Below are 15,809 nucleotides of genomic sequence, written 5' to 3' on the forward strand. Positions count from 1 at the left end.
CGGGATGGGGAGGGGCAGACGCAGGGTGGGAAGCGACGCGCGAGGCCGGCGTGATCAGGCGGCCGGCTTCAGCCACGGCGCCATGCGCCGCAGCACCGCGTCTTTCAACTGGTAGTGGTGGTAGAAGGCCGCGCCGGCGTGCGCCACCAGCAGGGCCAGCAGCGCGTACACGCCCCATTCGTGCACCACGCCGGCGATGGCCTTCAGCTCGCGGTCCACGGCGCCGGCGCGTTCCATCAGCGTCCAGCCGAAGTAGGGCGTGGCGAAGTTCGAGGCCCAGTTGTAGGCCCAGCCGCTGGCCGGGATGGCGATCATCAGGCCGTACAGGCCGAGATGCCCGCCGTGCGCGGCCCAGCGCTGCCAGGCGGGCATGCCCTCCGGCAGGGCCGGCGTCGGCTGCACCAAGCGCCAACCCAGCCGTAGCGCGGTCAGCGCCAGCACCGTCAGGCCGAAGCTCTTGTGCAGCAGGTAGACGTCGCGCTTGAACGGCGTGTTCGGCAGGTCTTCCATCACGAAGCCCACGGTCACCAGCGAGAGGATCAGGGCCACGGTGATCCAGTGCAGGGCGATGCTCAGGTGGCCCCAGCGCTCAGTCGTGTTGCGGATCGGCATCGTCGTTCTCCGGCGGTTCGGTGGGCGCGTCGGCAGGGGCCGGACGCGTGCGCACGGCTTCGACTTCGATGCGCACGCGCACCGTCGAGCCGATGAGGGAAGGCGAGCCGTCGAGCCCGAAGGCGCGGCGGTCGAGTTCGGCGGTGGCCGAGAAGCCGACGGTGCGGCGCAGCGTCAGCGGGTGCCGGCGCAGGCCGTTGCGGTGCACGTCCAGAACGACGGGCGCCGTCGTGCCGCGGACGGTCAGCTCGCCGTGCACGCGCGCATGTCGCGCATCGATCGGCTCCACTCGGGTGGATCGGAAGGTGATGGTCGGGAAGTCCTCGGCGTGGAACCAGCGCCGCCCCAGCATCGTGCGGTTCCAGTCGGCGTCGCCGAAGTCGAGGCGGTCCACCGCCAGTTCGATCGTCGCCTCCGCGCTCTCCCAGTCTTCCGGGTCGTAGCGCAGTCGCCCGGTCGGCGCCGAGAGGGTGGCCAAGCTGTAGGAAAACCCCGCGTGGTCGACGTCGAAGACGACCCGCGAATGGGTCGGATCGAGTCGCCATTCGGGCGGTGCCGCGGCGGCGGCCGAACCCACGAGCAGCCCGAGCGCCAGCAGCCAAGTGGCGATGGACCGCGTTGCGGTGGGGGCTGGGGGCATGGTCATCGCCGGCATTCTAGGCATCCCTCCGGCCGTGGCGTCCCTTGCGGGCGCAATGCTGCGTTGCGAGCATGGCCCGCCACCGCCGTCACGGCGATTCGGAAGGGAAGCGATCGATGCGCCGCACGCTGGGACTGTTCGTGGGACTCGTCGGGTCCTTGGTCGCGCTTGCGGCCATGGCGCGTATCCCGGAAACCCCGCAGTTCCGCCGCATCGGCGTCGAGCAGGGCCTGCCTTCCAGCCGGATCAACGCGCTCGCGCAGGACCGTGCCGGCTACCTGTGGATCGCGACCGACGACGGCGTGGCTCGCTTCGACGGGCTGTCGATGCGGGTGTGGCGGCACAACCCCGGCATTGTCGGCGGCATGCCCGACAACCTCGTCAACGCGCTCCACATCGATCGCGACGACCGGGTGTGGCTCAGCTTCGGCAAAAGCGGCGTCGGCGTGATCGACACCCTGCGCCGCGACGTGCGGCCCTTGCCGCCGGAGCAGGCGTCCGGCCTGGCCGCCGCCGATGTCTGGGCGATCGCCGAGACCCCCGACGGCTCGCTGTGGTTCGGCACCTTCGGGGATGGGCTGTTCCAGCGCGACCCGCAGGGGCGCGTGCATGCGCACGGCCCGGTTCGGGCCGGCAGTGGCGAGGCGGATGCCCTCGTGGTGAGCCTCGCGACCACCGCCGACGGCCGCCTGTTCATCGGTACGGCCACGGGCCTTGCGCAGTGGGTGGATGGACGCGCCGAGCCGGTGTCGGTGCGCGGCCTTGACGGCGATGCCGTCACCAGCCTTTCGGTGGAGCCCGATGGCACGCTGTGGATCGGCGCCCGCAGCCGGTTGTGGCGACGTGGCCCGGAGGGGCGCATCGCGCCATCGCCGTGGGACGCCGAACTGGCGGGCACCCGCGTTCACGGTGTGCAGCGCGATGGCCGTGGCGGACGATGGGTCTACACGGTGCGCGGCCTGTTCTACGAGAGCGGCGCGGGTTTGCGGCGCTTCCTCGCCCCCGAGGCGGCCGAAGGCGATTACCAGCAGATGCTCGTCGATCGCCAGGGCGGGCTTTGGTTCGGCGATGCGGAGTTCGGCCTGGTCTGGCTGTCGGGCAATTGGCGCAGCTTCGCCACGCTGACCCGCCAGAGTGATCCGAGCCTTCGGCTGTCGATGCGCCAGGCCGGTGGATTCGCCGAGGGCCCCGACGGCAGCGTGCTGATCGGCGGCGAGGAGGGGCGCCTCGATCGCCTCGACCCCTCGCGCCAACGCATCGAACGCAATGCCATCGCGTCGGGGGAACTCGGCAACGTGCGGCTGTATTCGCTGGCCCGCACCGCCGGCGGCGCGCTGTGGGTGGGGGCGGCCAGCGGACGCCTGTCGCGGCGCGGTGCCGATGGCACTTGGCGACGCTGGGGGCCGGGCGACCCGGACGCCCCTCCGCGCGGCGCGATCGATTTCCTCGTGCCGCTGCCCGACGGCGGGTTGTGGGTCGCCGGCTACGGCGGCGGGCTGCAGCGCCGCGACGCGGACGGCCACGTCACGCTCACCGTCGCCCCGGACAGCGGTCACGGGCTTGAGACCTTCGACATCGAGGCGGTCACGCTCGGTCCTGACGGCGCCTTGTGGGTGGCCAACGCCCAAGGCCTGCTGCGTTGGGACGGCACGCGCTTTGCGCTGCAGCTCGATGCCGAGGGCGGGCCCGTGCAGGGCCTCGCGTTCGTCGACGCGAGGGATGTGTGGGTGTATCGACCCGGCCTGCTGCAGCGCTGGCGTCGCGAGGCGGGCGACTGGGTGAAGGTCGACCAAGTCGACTCAGGCAATGACGGCTTGCCGAGCGCCGAGGCCGGCGGCCTCGCCCGCGATGCGGCCGGCCGGCTGTGGCTGTTCACCGTGCGCGGCCTGTTGCGCTTCGATCCCGAAACCCGCGGCATCCGCCGCTTCGGTCCCGGCGACGGGCTTGGCGAGAGCGAGTTCGGCCTCCGTCCGCCGCGCGTGCTCGCCGACGGCGTGATCATCGCCGGCACGGTCGGCGGTGCCGTTCTCTTCGACCCGATGAAGGTGGAGCCGGACGCCCGGGTGGCGCCGATGGTCCTGGAGTCGATCAGCGTGCGGCGTGCCGAGGACCTGTTCGAGCTCGACGCCGTCGCCGCGGCCCAGCCCGGCGCCGTCGTGACGCTGCAGCCGGACGATCGCGACCTCCGCGTCGTGGCGCGGCTGATGTCGTTCGCCGACCCCGCCGCGCACCGCTACCGGTTCCGCCTCAACGGCTACGATCCGGACTGGGTCGACGTCGGCGCCAGCGGTGAACGCCTGCTGCCGCGTCAATCGCCCGGGCGTTACACGCTCGATGTCGTCGCCGCCGGTGCGGACGGTCGCTGGTCGGCTCCGATGACGGTCACCTTCGAGGTGATGCCGCCCTGGTGGCGCACGTGGTGGGCGTGGGCGCTTTACGCCTTGGCGAGCCTCGCTATCGTGGGCGCGGCGGCGGCGCTGTACCGGCGTCGCGTGCAGGCCCAGGCCGCCGCGCGCGGCCTGCGGGAGGCGCGGCGGCTCGAGCAGCAGGCTTCGGAAGCGAAGACCGCGTTCCTTGCCGACCTCGGGCACGAACTGCGCACGCCGCTCACCGGCGTGCTGGGCATGACCGAGCTGATGCTGAAGGACCCGCTGCCGGAACCGCAGCGCCAGCGGGCTGAAACAGTGATGCGCGCTGGCCAGCACCTTCTTCGCCTCGTCAACGACACGCTCGACCTCGCCCGCATCGAGGCCGGCCGCCTGCTGCTGCAGGACGAGGCCTTCGACCTCGCCTCGCTGGCCACCGACGTGGGCCAGCTGCTGCGCCCGAACGCGCAGGCCAAGGGCCTCGAGCTCACCGTGCAGCTTGCGCCGGGCCTGCCGCCGCGCGTGCGCGGCGACGAAGCCCGGCTGCGGCAGATCCTGCTCAACCTCGGCGGCAACGCCATCAAGTTCACCGAGCGCGGCCGCGTCACGCTGACCCTGCGGCCGCTGCCGGGCGGCGGCGTCCAGTTCGACGTCGAAGACACCGGCATCGGCCTCGACGAGGCGCAGCAGCGCCGCTTGTTCCAGCGCTTCGAACAGGCCGAAGGCGAGCACACCCAGCGGCGCTTCGGCGGCACCGGCCTCGGCCTTGCCATCAGCCGCGAGCTCGCCCGCGCGATGGGCGGCGAGCTCACGCTGCGCAGCGCGAAGGGCGAGGGCAGCTGCTTCAGCGTGCGCCTGCCGCTGGTCGCCGAGACCGCGCTTGTGCCGGTCGAGGCCGCGGTCCGGCCGGCCGCCGGCGAGACCATGGCCCTGCGCCCCGGCCTCGACCTGCTGCTGGTCGAGGACGATCCGGTGGTGGCCGAAGTGATGCTCGGGCTGCTCGGCGCGCAGGGCCACCGCGTCCACCACGCCACCCAGGCGCTGAACGCCCTCACGCTGCTGAAGACGGAGCGCATCGATGTCGGCCTGCTCGACCTCGACCTCCCGGCCGTCGACGGCTTCGAGTTGGCGACGTTGATCCGCCAGAACGGCTGGACGCTACCGCTGATCGCCGTCACCGCGCGGGCCGACGCCGTTTCCGAGCGACGCGCCCGCGCCTCGGGCATGGAGGGCTACCTGCGCAAGCCGGTGACCGGCGCGATGCTGGCCGAGGCGCTGGCGGGCATCGGCACGGCCACCCGCCGGGCCGCCGCGTCGGTCGAAGGCGACCGGCGCGCCCGCCCGCGCGGCGAACGCGGCGTCGACGACGCCGGCTGAGCCGGGCCTGCCGCGATCAGCGCCGCGAGTGCGAATGCACCGCGGCCACGAGGGCCGCGACGTGCTCCGGCGACATGTCGGGCGACATGCCGTGGCCGAGGTTGAACACGTGGCCGTCGCGCGAGCCGCCGTTTGCGGCGGCGTAATCGTCGAGGGCGCGCGCCGCTTCGCGGGCGATGCCTTCCGGCGTGGCGTACAGCGTCACCGGGTCGAGGTTGCCCTGCAGCGCGACCTTGCCGCCGGTGCGGCGGCGCGCGTCGCCGAGCGACACGGTCCAGTCCACGCCCAGCGCTTCCGCGCCCGAGGTCGCCAGCTCCTCGAGGTAGGGCCCATTGCCCTTGCCGAACAGGATCAGCGGCGCGTGGTTCGCGCCTTCACCGCGCGGCAGCCTCTGTGCGATTTCAACGAGATACGGCAGGGAGAACTCGCGGTACAGGTGCGGCGCCATCACGCCGCCCCAGGTGTCGAACACCTGCATCGCCTGCGCGCCGGCGAGACGCTGCGCGTCGAGGTAGGCGATGACGGCGTCGGTCACCTTGCGCAGCAGCGCGTGCAGCGTCGCCGGCTCGTTCAAGGCCATCGCCTTGATGCGCGCGAAGTTGTCGGACCCGCCGCCTTCCACCATGTAGCAGGCGAGCGTCCACGGGCTGCCGGAGAAGCCGATCAGCGGCACGCGGCCGCGCAGCTCGCGGCGGATGACGCGCACGGCGTCCATCACGTAGCGCAGCTCGGTTTCCATGTCCGGCGTGCCCAGCGCCTCCACATCGGCCATCGAGCGCACGGTGCGCTCGAACTTCGGGCCCTCGCCGTCGGCGAAGTACAGGCCGAGGCCCATCGCGTCCGGCACGGTGAGGATGTCGGAGAACAGGATGGCCGCGTCGAGCGGGAAGCGCTCCAGCGGCTGCAGGGTCACCTCGCAGGCCAGCTCCGGGTTCTTCGCCATGGCGAGGAAGCTGCCGGCTTTCGCGCGGGTGGCGCGGTATTCCGGCAGGTAGCGGCCGGCCTGGCGCATCAGCCAGACGGGCGTGTGCGGCACCGGCTCGCGGCGCAGCGCGCGCAGGAAGGTGTCGTTCTGCAGCGGGTCGTTCTTCAGCGGGGTGGTCACGGTCGCCCTCCGGGCGGCAGGGCGGCGCGCGGGCGCCGCGGGGTCAACGGGGCGCGTCCGCGCCCTGCGCGAACATCACCTGGAAGCCGCGCTTCAGCTGGGCGTCGCGGGCGGATTCGAAGGCGGCGAGGGCGGTATCCCGGGCAAGGTACTGCTCGCGCTTCACGGTCGGTCGGGCGCCGGTGGTGCCGCTCTCGCGGACAAGGAACCAGCCGCCGAACAGGTCCTGCTCGAGCGTGAGCTGGACGTACTTCGGGGCTTCGCCGGCGGTCGGGCGCTGTTGCAGGTAGAGGCGCATAGGGCGCGCATTGTAAGGGAGGCGCGCCGTCGCCGGCCGGCCGATCCGCCATCCGCTCAGCGCTTGGCCAGCCGGACCTCCGGTACGACGGCCGGCCGGCTCGTCCATGCCGCCAGTTCCCCCGATGCCCGCATGGCCTCGAGCGCTGCCGCCACCCGTGGCGCGATGGCCGCCCTCCGCCGATGCAGGCCGTGGTACACCGGCGCGTCCGACAGCGTCGCTTGCGCCACGATGCCGGTGAGGCGCCATTCCCCGACGTGCATGGCCTGGTTCATCGGCGCATCCACCACCACGTCGAGTCGCCCGGCGGCGAGCATCTGGTAGAGCTGGTGGCCACTCGTCACCCGTGTGACGCGGTCGAGGCCCGCCACCAAGCGTTCGGATTGCAGCAGCCCGCGCACCACGCCCACCCGCAGTCCCCGGAGGTCGTCGAGCGTGTTCACGCGGATGCCGCTGCCTGAGCGCACGAAGGCCACTTGGGGCACCTGCATCAGTGGCGGCCCGACCGGCACCAGGTCGGGGTGCTGGTCGAAGTAGGCCGGCACCCTTGCGACTTCGCCGTCCAGCAGCCCAGCCTCCAAGCGCTGCGCAGCGCGCGGGGCGGGCAGGCGGTCGACCCGGAGGACCAGCCCGGCCCGCGCATACGCCTCGATCAGGATCGACGTCGCGACGGCCTGCGTCGCGGAGTCTTGTCCGCCAGCCACGCGGACGACCGCGTTGGGCGGCGAGGACGGGGCCGCGCCAGCGGCCAGGCCCGGCATCAGGGCCAGGACCAGGCCGACGGACCGCCAAACACCGCCCGACGAAGGCACGGCCTCCGGCCGGTGCGGGCGGGGTGGGCAGGAGCAGGCAGGGGAGGGCATGCCGCGGCCGTCGTCCTCGACGTTGGTGAGCCTTCGCAGTCTCCCGTCATCGCGGCTGCAGGGGCATCGGGAAAATCAGCGATCCAGCGGGCTCAGCATGGCGCCGGCGCCCCGGTTCAGCACGTGCGTGTAGATCTGGGTGGTCTTCACGTCGCGATGGCCGAGCAGCTCCTGCACCGTGCGGATGTCGGCGCCGGACTCCAGCAGGTGGGTGGCGAAACTGTGCCGCAGCGTGTGGCAGGTCACCGGCTTCGGGATGCCGGCCTCGACGCGGGCGCGCTTCACCGCCGCCTGCAGCACCTTCTCGTCCAGGTGGTGGCGGCGCTCGATCCCGGTCAGCGGGTCCTTCGAACGCCGCGACGCCGGGAACACGTACTGCCACACCCAGTCCTCGCCCGCGTTCGGGTACTTGCGCGCCAGGGCGTTCGGCAACCACACCGAACCGAAGCCGGCCTCGAGATCCCGCGCATGCTCGACGCGGGCATCCTCCATCTGCCGGCGCAACGGCTCGGCCAACTTCGACGGCAGCATCGTGTGGCGATCCTTGTTGCCCTTGCCCGAGCGCACCGTGATCTCCCAGCGCTCGAAGTCGACATCCTTCAACCGCAAACGGATGACCTCCATCAGGCGAAGGCCCGAGCCATAGAGCAGCGAGGCCATCAGCCACTCGCGGCCCTGCATCCGCGAGAGCAGGCGCACCACTTCCCCGCGCGAGAGCACCACCGGCACGTGGAGGCTGCGTTTGGCGCGCACCACGTCGTCGAGCCATTCCGGCGATACCCCGAGAAGTTCGCGGTACAGGAAGAGCAAGGCCGAGAGCGCCTGCGACTGCGTGCTAGCCGAGACGTGGCCCTCCACCGCCAGGCGGGTGAGGAACGCCCCCATCGCCCGCCCGTCCAATTCTTTAGGGTGCCTCCGCCCGTTCTCCGCCATGTACCGGCGGATCCACCCCAGATACGCATGCTCGGTCCGAATGCTGTAGTGCTTCGTCCGCAACATGAGGCGAACCGCGTCGATTACCTCCCTCGGCGTCGCCGCACTAAGCGCCACTTCCCGAGGGTCCTTTAGCACTCCCGTCCCGTCGCCCGATTTTTTCATCCCGGTATTCCCACCGCGCATTCCGTCGCTGTGGGCACAAGGGTGGCGGGACAGCACACCCTCAACCATCGGATATCGTGTTGATGCAGCGTAGGATTTCGGCCGTTGACCGAACTGCAGCGGCCCTTCAGGCTTCTGCTACACCCCCCATTGGGGTACACAAGTAGTTAGGGCGCCGGCACCGCCCCAGCGCCCGGCGCATCACGATAAGGAGGCAATTGCATGGACGTGCGAGTGCAGATTGCTGATGCAATCAAACGCGAGGATGCGGATTCTATTCGCCGCCTACTCAGGGAGAATCCAGATCAGCTCAATGCATTCGCCTGGATTGGCGGCTCAACCTGGCTAAGGTATGCAGCCTTTACTGGCAGCCTTACTTCTGTAAGAACGCTGGTTGACGCCGGCTGTGACATCAACCTTGGGGACAACCAAGCCGGTGCAGCTCCAATTTGCTGGGCAGCGCTCGGGCATGAGCAAATTGTTTCTTTCCTGCTTAGTCGAGGCGCCAAGTTAGATGTGTCTCGCTCCGCAACGAATCCTCTCTTTTGGGCTGTTAGCCATTGGCAGAAGGCAGATCAGACTGAGATTGTCCTGTTGCTCTTAAAGGCAGGTATCGACAGCAAAATCGCTTATCCCTACAAGAGCAAGAAGAAGGTGAAGATGGACCTCGATGCGATCGGTAGTGCCTTCCTTTGGGGGACGCCGAGAAAAGCAGGGGTGGTCGCTGCTTGGAACTGCAGGGGGAATCCCGACTCGCTCAACTCGGTACTAGCGGAGGCGCAGCGGGCAGCGTTAACTCACATTGCTGCACGCAAGAGGAGTTCGGATCGCCAGCGTGAGTTTGATGAGAAGACTCAACAAATTCTGTCAATTGCAACGACAGCCGCTGCTGAGTTCCGAGATTACTTCGGCAAGAATGCGCCTTAGATTCAACTAGCAAGTGCAACACCCCTACGGACCGAACAACATCTGTTCGGGTGTTTTGTAGCCATAGCGCTTTCTTGGTCTGGTGTTGAGCGCCTTGGCGATGCGATCGCAGTCTTTCTGAGTGATGTCCTTGAGGCACATGCGCTTGGGCAGGTACTGCCGGATCAGCCCGTTGAGGTTTTCGTTGGAGCCGCGCTCCCACGAGTGGTAAGGCGTGGCGAAGTAGCAGCGCACTCCGGTCGCGTCCTGAAGCCGTTCGTAGTCATGGAACTCGGTGCCGTTGTCGAAGGTGATGCTCTTGAAGGCGTTGCGTTGGCTGGTCACGGCTCGCTGTACCGCTCTACGGGTGTCGGTCATGGTTCGAGCGGGCAAGGCCTTGATCACGGCGTATCCAGTGCTGCGTTCGACCAGAGTGAGGAGGCAGTGCTTGGTGGTGTGGCCCATCACTGTGTCGCCTTCCCAGTGCCCGATGGCTTCACGGGCTTCGGCTTCGACTGGCCGTTCGGTGATGTGGGGCTTGCCGAGAAGCACGCCCCGCGCGGGTCTGGAGCGGTATCGCTTGCGTCCCATCTTGGCGAGGATGCGGGTGAATCGATGTAGCGGGCCTCGGCGGCGTTTGTCCTCGCGAAGACGCCGGTAGATGGTTTCGATGCTGGGCATGGTCAGGCCCTGGGCGCGGTAGAAGCCAACGATCTGGTCGGGGCTCCAGCGCCGTCTCAGTGCCGCTTCGACGAGGCGATGGATGGCTTCGGCAAAGCGTGGCCCTCGCCGGCATCGTCGTCGTCGTGCCACCGCATAGCTGTGGGCCTTCTCGGCCCGGTAGCGGTTGTCGTGGGTGGTGGCGTTGCGGCGGATCTCTCGGGAGATGGTGCTGGCGGCACGGCCGAGTAGCCGGGCGAGCTCGCGCTGGCTGTGGCCTGCGGCCACGCCGCGGGCGATCAGGTATCGTTCGTCTTGGGTGAGCTGGTGATACGTCATGGTTGCAACCCCTCTTGCCGGATGAGGTCGCGGTCAGTATCACCGCTCACCCCCTTCGGGCTCCGGGTGTTGCACTTAGTATGTGAATCCGCGGGCCCTAACAACTCGCTCAAGCGGACCAATCAATCGCTTCGCGATTGATGTGGCCGCTTAGCTCCAGCGTTAGGCCACTTATGCAGCCCTTCGTATCCGCCATCTTTCCCGAGCGTGTGACGTTTGAGTCGCTTACTTCCGAGCAACGCGGCGCTCTTTGCGTCATGCGGACTGATGGTTCAGAGGATTCATGCTTCGTCGCGTATAGCAGCGAGAGCGAGCTTGTAGCACTTCTCTCGCGCGTTCGCGACCTCTCGATCCCATTTCTTGCAGCTGGCCCTGGCTGGCATCCGGCTGCGGTATTGGAGCAGCTTCGAGAGCGCGGCTTGATCGCTGGCGAGTTTCGTACGATCGTCTGGTCTGGGCCGGGTGCTCCATGCGTCGGTACGGCCTAACTACTCGCTCAAGCGGACAGATCAATCGCTACGCGATTGATGCTGCCGCTTAGCTCACGCGTTAGGAGGCGGTGTGCTTCTCGCAGTTCTCGCGACCACGGCGTTAGTGGGCAGTTCATCGCCTGAGAGAATCTGCCGCTTTGTTGGCTCAGGCTTTTCTGGTACTGCGACGGTCGAGGCACGAGTCACCCTTACGACCCATGGTCGTTGGCTGACCGACCCGGCTTGTCCAGAAGCGATGCTGGTTCTGGCTGAGGACGCTGGTATCAGCCGTGCCGTTATCGAGAACAACCTAAACAAGACTTGCACAGTCGCGACGGTGAGTGGCACCGTCACCGACTCGACGGTCGGAAGCAATGTGGCCTACCTGCGCGGCATCAAGCTCGCCGCTATTCGTGCGGTGCCGTGTGGTGGCCAATAGCCTCCTAACTATTCGCTCAAGCGGACAGATCAATCGCTACGCGATTGATGCTGCCGCTTAGCTCCAGCGTTAGCGCTCATGGACGGTATCAGTCACCTGACATTCCTCGTTAGAGACCTAGATCGCATGGCAAGGTTCATGTGTGACGGTCTGGGTGCTGTCGAGGTTTATGACAGCAACGGCAAGAACTTCTCTCTCTCGCGGGAGAAGTTCTTTGTACTTGGCGGTGTCTGGGTCGCGGCCATGGAGGGGATGCCTCCGGCTGAGCGCAGCTACCAGCACGTGGCCTTCCGCGTTCAACAAGAGGACCTCTCGCAGTATCGCGAGAGACTTGAACGCATCGGGGCCGAGGTTCTTCCGTCGCGTTCTCGCGTGCCGGGTGAGGGGGAGTCTTTGTATGTCTACGACTTTGACAACCACCTCTTTGAGCTGCATTCCGGCACACTTCAGGAGCGCCTCACTAGGTACGCCGGTGAGCGCTAACATTTCGCTCAAGCGGACCAATCAATCGCTTCGCGATTGATGTGGCCGCTTAGCTCCAGCGTTAGGCGCTCATGGAGAGTTCCGTGCATTTGTCCACCTACCTGGTTTTCTTCGGTGTGGCGGTTTTCTCGATCAGTTGGCTGTTGTTTCGAAAACCTGGAATCTCGTTCTGGACACAGACACCCCCATGGCGTGCCGCCGAGTCCCTCAAGCCTGTTGGTGCGTTGCTCTACAGCGCCGGCTTGGTTGTGGGTCTTGGCGGCTTGGCGTGGCATTTGGCGGCTGGCGTGAGCGCTTAGATTCAACTAGCAAGTGCAACACCCCTACGGACCGAACAACATCTGTTCGGGTGTTTTGTAGCCATAGCGCTTTCTTGGTCTGGTGTTGAGCGCCTTGGCGATGCGATCGCAGTCTTTCTGAGTGATGTCCTTGAGGCACATGCGCTTGGGCAGGTACTGCCGGATCAGCCCGTTGAGGTTTTCGTTGGAGCCGCGCTCCCACGAGTGGTAAGGCGTGGCGAAGTAGCAGCGCACTCCGGTCGCGTCCTGAAGCCGTTCGTAGTCATGGAACTCGGTGCCGTTGTCGAAGGTGATGCTCTTGAAGGCGTTGCGTTGGCTGGTCACGGCTCGCTGTACCGCTCTACGGGTGTCGGTCATGGTTCGAGCGGGCAAGGCCTTGATCACGGCGTATCCAGTGCTGCGTTCGACCAGAGTGAGGAGGCAGTGCTTGGTGGTGTGGCCCATCACTGTGTCGCCTTCCCAGTGCCCGATGGCTTCACGGGCTTCGGCTTCGACTGGCCGTTCGGTGATGTGGGGCTTGCCGAGAAGCACGCCCCGCGCGGGTCTGGAGCGGTATCGCTTGCGTCCCATCTTGGCGAGGATGCGGGTGAATCGATGTAGCGGGCCTCGGCGGCGTTTGTCCTCGCGAAGACGCCGGTAGATGGTTTCGATGCTGGGCATGGTCAGGCCCTGGGCGCGGTAGAAGCCAACGATCTGGTCGGGGCTCCAGCGCCGTCTCAGTGCCGCTTCGACGAGGCGATGGATGGCTTCGGCAAAGCGTGGCCCTCGCCGGCATCGTCGTCGTCGTGCCACCGCATAGCTGTGGGCCTTCTCGGCCCGGTAGCGGTTGTCGTGGGTGGTGGCGTTGCGGCGGATCTCTCGGGAGATGGTGCTGGCGGCACGGCCGAGTAGCCGGGCGAGCTCGCGCTGGCTGTGGCCTGCGGCCACGCCGCGGGCGATCAGGTATCGTTCGTCTTGGGTGAGCTGGTGATACGTCATGGTTGCAACCCCTCTTGCCGGATGAGGTCGCGGTCAGTATCACCGCTCACCCCCTTCGGGCTCCGGGTGTTGCACTTAGTATGTGAATCCGCGGTGGCTAACAATTCGCTCAAGCGGACCAATCAATCGCTTCGCGATTGATGTGGCCGCTTAGCTCCAGCGTTAGGCCCGTTGGGCCGCAGGCTGGGTTCCATCCCGCCTGCGCTGCCAAGCATCACGCGACCGACCGCTGAGGCAAGCGGCGCTCTGGCAGCCGCCAAGCGCCGCGCTGTTCCTCGGTCGGGTCTCTCGAGGGCGCAGGCACGAGCCTTCTCGCATGCATCAGCCTGGCATCCGGCGAGGTTGATCTCGGCAAGACCGAGGCAGGGGTTGTCGCTCCGTAGGTCAGGCTGTAGCGTTCTGGCCTAACTATTCGCTCAAGCGGACAGTCCAATCGCTACGCGATTGGAGCTGCCGCTTAGCTCACGCGTTAGGCGCTTGGTTCTAACGTGGTCTGAGGCGAGGTTTGTTTCGGCAAGTGCGAGACAACTCGCAGCCAGACTTCCCGCTCGCCCGCGCCGGTCAGCAGCACGTCGCACTCAGGAACCATCGCTGAGTAGTCGGGAGCAGTTCCGGGCGGGCGCGGGCGCCAACCAAGAGCCTCCACCTTCCGGGTTGCTTCAAGTCCGCGCTCCGGGCAAATTGCGCCTAACTACTCGCTCAAGCGGACCAATCAATCGCTTCGCGATTGATGTGGCCGCTTAGCTCACGCGTTAGGCGGTTGCTTCTAAGGTGGTCTGAGGCGAGTCCGGTCTCAGCAAGCCGAGACTTCTCGCAGCGAGACATCCGGCCCGCCCGCGCTGTGTTGCTCCGCGTCGCAAGTCCGACGGGCCGCAAAGTACCCGGTGTCAGATCCAGGCAGGCGCGGGCACCAAGAACCGCCATCCGGGTTGCCTGAGGCGCCTCGCTCCGGCACATTCCGCCTAACTATTCGCTCAAGCGGACAGTCCAATCGCTACGCGATTGGAGCTGCCGCTTAGCTCACGCGTTAGGCGTAGAAAGAGATGCGGCCTCGCAGGCTGGAAGGGACCTGTTGCGGGCTATAGTTTGGTCGTGATTGAGTCCAGCGAACCGTATTGCCTCAGGATGTGCGTCTGCGAAGGTCTTTATGGTGATGCGTTAGCAATGAGCAAAGTCGAGAATTCTGTTGAGCTTCAGAACGAAGCGCTTCGAATGACTAATGGCAGGCTGGAAATTCTTTATGATTTGCAGCTTAGGCCGCCCCTGCCGGAGTTGATTCGTCTGTGGGAGACTCGTGGGTACTGGGCCGATTACGACCTCGAAACGGGAAGTGTGGCTCGCAATTGCCTCCACGTGGCTCAAGCAATTTTTCGCTTGCATGGTGATCATGCCGCTGCACTCGGGCATCTCCGTTATTGGCAAGAGCGTTGTTGGCCGCTGTTGCTGCGGATGTTTGAGTTGGCCAAGCCGGACTGCGTGGCTTCGATCCATCGAGGGCCCGATGATCCTGCGCCGCGGGACCCGCTGCCGCTCCCGATCGACCCCTATCATTCCTTGGCCTTTCCGCTTTGCGTTCTGCTGCTCTCGGGTGATCGCACACACGCGATGGCACTCGCCGAGCTCGCGCGGGATGAGAGTGTCTTCCTGATCCGTCAGCCGCCGAAGGACGGCGTAGCGTGGCGCATCATGGTGTTGCATTGGTTGCGCCTGCTGCGCGGCGAGCGCGATCGGGTGCTGTGGTCTGATTTCGATGGCCTCAGCGAAAAGCACATGGCGAACGATTTTCGCGTCTACTACCCGTTGGCACCCTTGATCGCCAATGGTGATGTCGCGGGCTTCAAAGGCCAGTTGGCCGTGTGCGAAGCAGACTTCCGGAAGCGTGGCCGGAGCAAGAAGAACGATGTTCTTGATCTCTGGGGTTACGGGAAGATCGGTCAGGTGAGCAGTATTGACCTGTGGGGCACCGCGCTGTGCCGCTTGGCCGCGTGGTCGGGTATGCCCACGGACATCGATACGGAGTTGTATCCGAAGGATTTCCATTGCACATAGGGCAAGTGCTTCGCGCGATGGGCGCTGCCGCTTAATGGGCCGAAGCATCATGTCCGGACCTTGCGTGCTGAGCCTTGCTTGACGGGACGTAGTCCGGCAAATTCGCCTAACTACTCGCTCAAGCGGACCAATCAATCGCTTCGCGATTGATGTGGCCGCTTAGCTCCAGCGTTAGGCCCTTTGGGCCGCGAGTTCGGTTCCATCCCGCCTGCGCTGCCAACCATCTCGCGACCGACCGCTGAGGTGACCCACCCCCTTAAGCAGGTGCGGCGACTGAGCCTCAGCCCAGCGCCTTCATCCCTGAGACGGCGAGCATTTCGACCATCTGCCCGGCCTGCTGCGCCTGTTCGCTGCTGGCGTTGCCCTGCTCGGCGCGCTTGGCGACGCCCTGCGCAATGGCAGCGAGGCGGAAGAAGCTGAAGGCCAGCACGAAGCCCCAGTCCTCGGGGATCGTGCGCGCCGATTTCTCCGCGTAGCGCGCCAGCAGCTCGCGCTCGGAGGGAATGCCGAGCGCGCCGCGATCCATGCCGGCAAGGCCGGGCAGGGCGGGATTGCGCGGCAGGCGCAGGGCCATGCAGAAATAGCCGAGGTCGGCCAGCGGGTGGCCCAGCGTGGCGAGCTCCCAGTCCATCACCGCGCGCACGCGCGGCGCGTCCTTCGCCCACATCAGGTTGTCGATGCGGAAATCGCCGTGCACGAGTGTAACGACCCAGCGAATTCGTGCTCAGGTGTTACTTTCCTGAGGAGAGACCGATGAGTGTCGTGATGGACGAAGAGATCAAGCGTTGGACGGCCCGGCGGAAGTCGGCCTTGGTGCTGGAGATCAT

The 15,809-nt window shown here is 66.7% G+C and carries 15 protein-coding genes and 1 pseudogene; 7 read left to right on the forward strand and 9 right to left on the reverse strand.

Annotated features, from left to right (window positions below; all coding sequences use genetic code 11):
* Positions 1-54: 54 nt before the first annotated feature.
* Positions 55-612, reverse strand: coding sequence for a cytochrome b (locus ACYVAK_RS14180; RefSeq protein WP_461062092.1), 558 nt, complete (start codon positions 610-612; stop codon positions 55-57).
* The gene (locus tag ACYVAK_RS14185) at positions 590-1,258 is read right to left on the reverse strand and encodes a YceI family protein (protein ID WP_461062094.1); all 669 of its coding nucleotides are present in this window, start codon (positions 1,256-1,258) and stop codon (positions 590-592) included. The genes ACYVAK_RS14180 and ACYVAK_RS14185 overlap by 23 nt, the downstream gene beginning before the upstream one ends.
* A 110-nt stretch (positions 1,259-1,368) precedes the next feature.
* Here ACYVAK_RS14185 and ACYVAK_RS14190 point away from each other — a divergent pair, with 110 nt between their 5' ends.
* Complete coding sequence (locus ACYVAK_RS14190; RefSeq protein WP_461062096.1) at positions 1,369-4,995, forward strand: hybrid sensor histidine kinase/response regulator; 3,627 nt, start codon at positions 1,369-1,371, stop codon at positions 4,993-4,995.
* A gap of 16 nt (positions 4,996-5,011) precedes the next feature.
* Here ACYVAK_RS14190 and hemE read toward each other — a convergent pair whose 3' ends face one another.
* The 4 genes from hemE to ACYVAK_RS14210 all read right to left on the reverse strand — a co-directional run bounded on the left by hemE (position 5,012) and on the right by ACYVAK_RS14210 (position 8,359).
* Complete coding sequence (gene hemE / locus ACYVAK_RS14195; protein WP_461062160.1) at positions 5,012-6,073, reverse strand: uroporphyrinogen decarboxylase; 1,062 nt, start codon at positions 6,071-6,073, stop codon at positions 5,012-5,014.
* Positions 6,074-6,143: 70 nt separating this feature from the next.
* A complete protein-coding gene (locus ACYVAK_RS14200) occupies positions 6,144-6,398 on the reverse strand; it encodes a WGR domain-containing protein (RefSeq protein WP_297867457.1) in 255 nt (84 codons plus the stop codon).
* A gap of 56 nt (positions 6,399-6,454) precedes the next feature.
* The gene (locus ACYVAK_RS14205) at positions 6,455-7,159 is read right to left on the reverse strand and encodes a substrate-binding periplasmic protein (RefSeq protein WP_461062098.1); all 705 of its coding nucleotides are present in this window, start codon (positions 7,157-7,159) and stop codon (positions 6,455-6,457) included.
* A gap of 177 nt (positions 7,160-7,336) precedes the next feature.
* Positions 7,337-8,359 (reverse strand): integron integrase, encoded by a 1,023-nt coding sequence (locus ACYVAK_RS14210; RefSeq protein ID WP_461062100.1) that lies wholly within the window; start codon positions 8,357-8,359, stop codon positions 7,337-7,339.
* Between the two features lie 222 nt (positions 8,360-8,581).
* Here ACYVAK_RS14210 and ACYVAK_RS14215 point away from each other — a divergent pair, with 222 nt between their 5' ends.
* A complete protein-coding gene (locus tag ACYVAK_RS14215) occupies positions 8,582-9,286 on the forward strand; it encodes an ankyrin repeat domain-containing protein (protein WP_461062102.1) in 705 nt (234 codons plus the stop codon).
* A gap of 24 nt (positions 9,287-9,310) precedes the next feature.
* Here the strand turns inward: ACYVAK_RS14215 and ACYVAK_RS14220 are convergent, their stop codons facing one another.
* Entirely contained in the window at positions 9,311-10,264 is a 954-nt protein-coding gene (locus tag ACYVAK_RS14220) for an IS30 family transposase (RefSeq protein ID WP_461062104.1), read from the reverse strand.
* A 561-nt stretch (positions 10,265-10,825) separates the two neighbouring features.
* Here ACYVAK_RS14220 and ACYVAK_RS14225 point away from each other — a divergent pair.
* From ACYVAK_RS14225 to ACYVAK_RS14235, 3 genes are all read left to right on the forward strand, one after another.
* Positions 10,826-11,173 (forward strand): hypothetical protein, encoded by a 348-nt coding sequence (locus ACYVAK_RS14225; protein ID WP_461062106.1) that lies wholly within the window; start codon positions 10,826-10,828, stop codon positions 11,171-11,173.
* 78 nt (positions 11,174-11,251) lie between these two features.
* Positions 11,252-11,656: a FosX/FosE/FosI family fosfomycin resistance hydrolase gene (gene fosX, locus ACYVAK_RS14230; protein ID WP_461062108.1), complete on the forward strand. Its 405-nt coding sequence runs from the start codon at positions 11,252-11,254 to the stop codon at positions 11,654-11,656.
* An 83-nt stretch (positions 11,657-11,739) separates the two neighbouring features.
* Complete coding sequence (locus ACYVAK_RS14235; RefSeq protein WP_461062110.1) at positions 11,740-11,955, forward strand: hypothetical protein; 216 nt, start codon at positions 11,740-11,742, stop codon at positions 11,953-11,955.
* A 24-nt stretch (positions 11,956-11,979) separates the two neighbouring features.
* On the opposite strand, the gene ACYVAK_RS14240 is transcribed toward ACYVAK_RS14235, so the two are convergent.
* Entirely contained in the window at positions 11,980-12,933 is a 954-nt protein-coding gene (locus ACYVAK_RS14240) for an IS30 family transposase (RefSeq protein ID WP_461062104.1), read from the reverse strand.
* Positions 12,934-14,025: 1,092 nt separating this feature from the next.
* On the opposite strand from ACYVAK_RS14240, the gene ACYVAK_RS14245 reads away from it, so the two are divergent.
* Positions 14,026-14,982 carry a hypothetical protein gene (locus ACYVAK_RS14245; RefSeq protein WP_461062112.1) on the forward strand — a complete coding sequence of 319 codons (957 nt, stop codon included), beginning with the start codon at positions 14,026-14,028 and terminating at the stop codon, positions 14,980-14,982.
* A 280-nt stretch (positions 14,983-15,262) separates the two neighbouring features.
* Here the strand turns inward: ACYVAK_RS14245 and ACYVAK_RS14250 are convergent, their stop codons facing one another.
* Positions 15,263-15,679, reverse strand: coding sequence for a phosphotransferase (locus ACYVAK_RS14250; RefSeq protein ID WP_461062114.1), 417 nt, complete (start codon positions 15,677-15,679; stop codon positions 15,263-15,265).
* Positions 15,680-15,735: 56 nt separating this feature from the next.
* On the opposite strand from ACYVAK_RS14250, the pseudogene ACYVAK_RS14255 reads away from it, so the two are divergent.
* Positions 15,736-15,809 (forward strand): annotated as a pseudogene (locus ACYVAK_RS14255) (DUF1153 domain-containing protein); the annotation flags it as partial.

It is taken from the genome of Silanimonas algicola, assembly GCF_054777375.1.